Source organism: Vibrio sp. V42_P2S4T144, from assembly GCF_009904715.1.
Classification (GTDB): Bacteria; Pseudomonadota; Gammaproteobacteria; order Enterobacterales; family Vibrionaceae; genus Vibrio; species Vibrio alginolyticus.
The window spans coordinates 1-3,670 of the sequence record NZ_WXWS01000361.1 but is presented as its reverse complement, the minus strand read 5'-3'; the positions used below and the strand labels follow the sequence as shown (position 1 = coordinate 3,670).

At 44.6% G+C, this 3,670-nt stretch carries 3 protein-coding genes; all 3 read right to left on the bottom strand.

Going from position 1 to position 3,670, the window contains the following annotated elements; genetic code table 11:
• Positions 1 to 632, bottom strand: a 632-nt coding sequence (locus tag CAG68_RS12370; RefSeq protein ID WP_161441212.1) for an AcfA family outer membrane beta-barrel protein, incomplete at its 3' end; no start/stop codon positions are given.
• Positions 633 to 797: 165 nt separating this feature from the next.
• On the bottom strand, positions 798 to 2,411 hold the full coding sequence (locus CAG68_RS12365) for a VRR-NUC domain-containing protein (protein ID WP_161441211.1): 1,614 nt from the start codon (positions 2,409 to 2,411) through the stop codon (positions 798 to 800).
• Between the two features lie 67 nt (positions 2,412 to 2,478).
• The coding region (locus CAG68_RS12360; protein WP_161441210.1) for an L-lactate MFS transporter at positions 2,479 to 3,670 on the bottom strand (1,192 nt) is incomplete at its 5' end.

The window sequence follows — 3,670 nt, the reverse complement described above, 5'->3', positions numbered from 1 at the left end:
GTGCCTACGTTAAAGGATGCAGTGTTCGCGTATCGGTCTAGTTGATATTTTGCGTTTACACCTATGGTGAGCTGCGGGAAAATTCTGTATTCCGCACCCACTGAGAACATTGCGCCTAGCTCGTTGTTTTTCTCCGCGCTATGGAAAAGCGTGTTGGTCATTTCCACATCGTCGTTCGTGACAAGTTCGTATTCTTGATGTTTAGAAACCTTGGCGTTGTATTCCGTGTACGTTAGACCCGCTTTGAATTTTGTTGTCCATTTATCATTTAATGCATAGTTAAACACAGGAGCCAACGACACTTGCTTGGCTTTGATTGACGCATCCCAATCCATTTCATGATGGTAATCTTTGCCATCGATTGACTTGATACCTAGGTTTTTTGAACGACTATCATCAAGGTCAAACTGGCTGTAACCCAGTTCCAATGCCCAGTTGTCATTAAATGCGTAACCGACAAAGCCTGAGAAAATACCGTCTTCAAGCTCAGGGTTGAGTGTTACGTTGTCAGTTGAAAAGTGAGGTTCCAAATCATGGTCAGTGGTGCCTAGTCCATATTCCAGACCTACATAAGGAGCCGCAGATACCGAAACTGAGCAGGTAACAAGTAACGCAAGAAGTGTTTTGTTCATTTTATTTTGCCTCTTCAAATCAACTTAGTGAGTAGAAGCGCATTTTGTGTGAAGAAGCGTGAAGCGATCGTGAAGAAACGAAAAAATGTTTAGAAAAAAGAGCAAGGGGCGATAACCGAGGGGCGGTTTGAGTGAACAAACACCAAGCTCTTTATATAGAGTAAGTTAAGTTGCTGCGACGTAACACACCGCAAACGGGACATTAAGGCGAGTAAACTCTTTGATCCAACGCCATTGGTTATCCTGGAGTTTATCGCCTGGCCCTTTTACTTCAATCCATTCGAACTCGTTTCCTTTAAAAGCAATCAGATCAGGCATCCCATTGCGGTAAAGCTTTAGGTCACTCAATTGTATTTTAAATAGCGCCATCAACATGTTAGTTGGGATTGTATCGAGTGCCATTTCGAGTAGCTCTTTACTTATTAAGCTCCAATGCACAAATGGATTGCTGATACCAAACTTCTCATCGTATCTAGTTAACAACGTATAAGTATTGCCCGTTTCCAACATATCAAACGTCGCATCTATCAAAGCTTGGCGTTTGGTAACAAAATCAGAATGGTACAAATCCAGAGGACGATGTTGATAGGCATTGATGAATGCGCCTTCGATGGGAGCGAAAATCGCATCCCAAAAAGTGAGACCAAGTAATGCATTAAGCAGTGCATTTTCGGCGTAAAATACAGTCCAGCCTAAGGACTCAAAATACGCTTTGCTGGCGAGTTCGACTCTCTGTTGAGATAAATCCAGTTCAAGGCGGTATTCCGTACAGGTTGGCTTCGTCACTCTTGGCACTTTCTCGCCTTGTTTTCGTTTTAACCGTTGCTCAAGTTTTTGTGCAACTTCGAGCTCAGACACATCGATCGGTGAGTTAAGCATATCTGTGACAATGTCACCAAATAAATCATCATGGTTTAATTTGTCATAGATACGTGCGCGTCGTTCTCGGCTCGGTGTGAGTTGAGTTTGGCTAAATAGAGACAGGGCGGTCTCTAGATCATTAAGCCGTTCGTAATCACGTGCTATGTCATTCAACATGTGCTCGCGTTTACGATCTACGTAACGGTGTTTAACGGGCTGAGGCATTGCCTCAATTAATAAGTCGAGATTAGCTTTGTCTTTTCGGTCAAATTGCCAGTACAGGTTGGCCAACTGGCTCAGTTCAATTAAGCGGTCTATTTGCTCACGTGAATCAAAGAAACGGCGCACTTTATTCAATTGATATTGCTCGAACTGATGCAAACCTAAGTCATCAAGCACAAACTGACTTAAGTCTTGATGGGTGTTGGCAAAAAACAGAGTGAGTAACACGTCGATCATATGAGCAGAATTGAGTTTGACGATCGTAAACTCAAGCCGCTCTATACGATCAAATTCCGTATTACTCAAATGTTCGACAAGGGCGTCTTTCTTGAGTGATTTCGGCAGTTCGGGATAAAGCGCGGAGATTTCTGGTTTGGTCAGTAAATTAGCCGCTAACTCTTGATGAGAAAGGGGTGGGGAAAGGGCTACAAACTCATGCTGACTCAATTCTGCCAGTGCTTCATTGATAGAAGGTATTTCTTGATAACTCAGCTTATCACTTCGAAACCAACATCCCTTTCGGCTGTATAAACGCACCAAAAGGCACTGGGCGTGTTTGCTCAAAGAATCAAACGAGCAAAGCCATGCGTGTTCTTCCTTGGTCAGTAAATCGCTGTACCAAGTTATTGCGTGATGAGTCAGCTTGAAGAAGTTCTCTAGATAGTAGTCTGGTGCAAGTTCGATAGGGCTTTCCATAAACGATCGATAACAAAAAAGGCTTAACCCATAGGTTAAGCCTTTTCGCTATCAAATCAATTCGCAATTATGCGTTTTTTAGCTGTGCTACTTTCGCTTCAGACAATGGCTTAGTGATGAACGCTAGTACGATACATACTGCCATCATTGCTGAAGAAATTGTGTAAGCCAAGGTGTAGCCGTCGCCATTTGTCATCGAGAAACCAACAACCGCTGCGCCGATTGCACCACCGATACCCCATGCTGTGTAAAGCACGCCGTAGTTAGTGCCGTAGTTTTTCAGACCGTAGAACTCAGCCGTTAGAGTAGGGAATACCGCTAGAAGTGTGCCGTAACCTACCGCTGCGATTGCTGTACCGATGATCAGTGTAAACTCAGAGTCGAACGTCGCGAACAGCACCATGTTTACGCCTTGTAGAACGAACGCGAGTAGAAGCGTACGAACACCGCCGATTTTATCTGCAAGCATACCCGCGGCAACACGACCGCCAGAGTTAAATACAGCAAGAATAGACGCTAGGTAAACCGCGTTTGGCAAGTTTGCTTGAACGCTTGCGATTGTCGTGATGTTACCAATGATCATTAGACCAACAGAAGCTGCAAACGCGTACATGATCCATAGAGAGTAGAACTGTGGCGTTTTCAACATTGCTTTCCAAGTTAAGTCATCTGACTTTTTCACCGCTTTAGGTGCTTGGCCTTCTTTTACTTTAGGCTCCGCAGGTGTGTAGTCTGCTGGTGGGTTGTTGATGGTTGCTGCAAGAGGAACCGCAATCGCTAGGATACCAACACCAAGAACCATAAAGCTAGTTTGAATGCCCATGCTGTCTATTAGCGCAGAAGTTACTGGCGCAAGGTAAATAGCCGCTAGACCAAAACCTGCCGCAATAATGCCGTTAACCATACCTTTCTTCGAAGCGTGGAACCACTTCATCGCAGAAGGTGATAGGCATGCGTAACCAAAACCGATACCTGCACCTGTGATCACACCGAAGGTAATGTTCAGCATGAGTGGAGTGTCAACAAAGCCAGACGCGATCATGCCCAGACCTGTAAGAACAGTACCTAGGATAAGGATCATTCGAGGGCCCATGCGGTCTTGAAGAATACCTGCAATAAGAAGACAGATAGAGAAAGTGATGGTTGCAGTTGCGTAAGGTGCAGAAGCTTCTGCAGCACTCCAGCCTGATTCAGTTACCAGTGCCTTGTTGAATACACTCCAAGCATACAGGATGCCAAGACAAAGGTTGATACAGAAC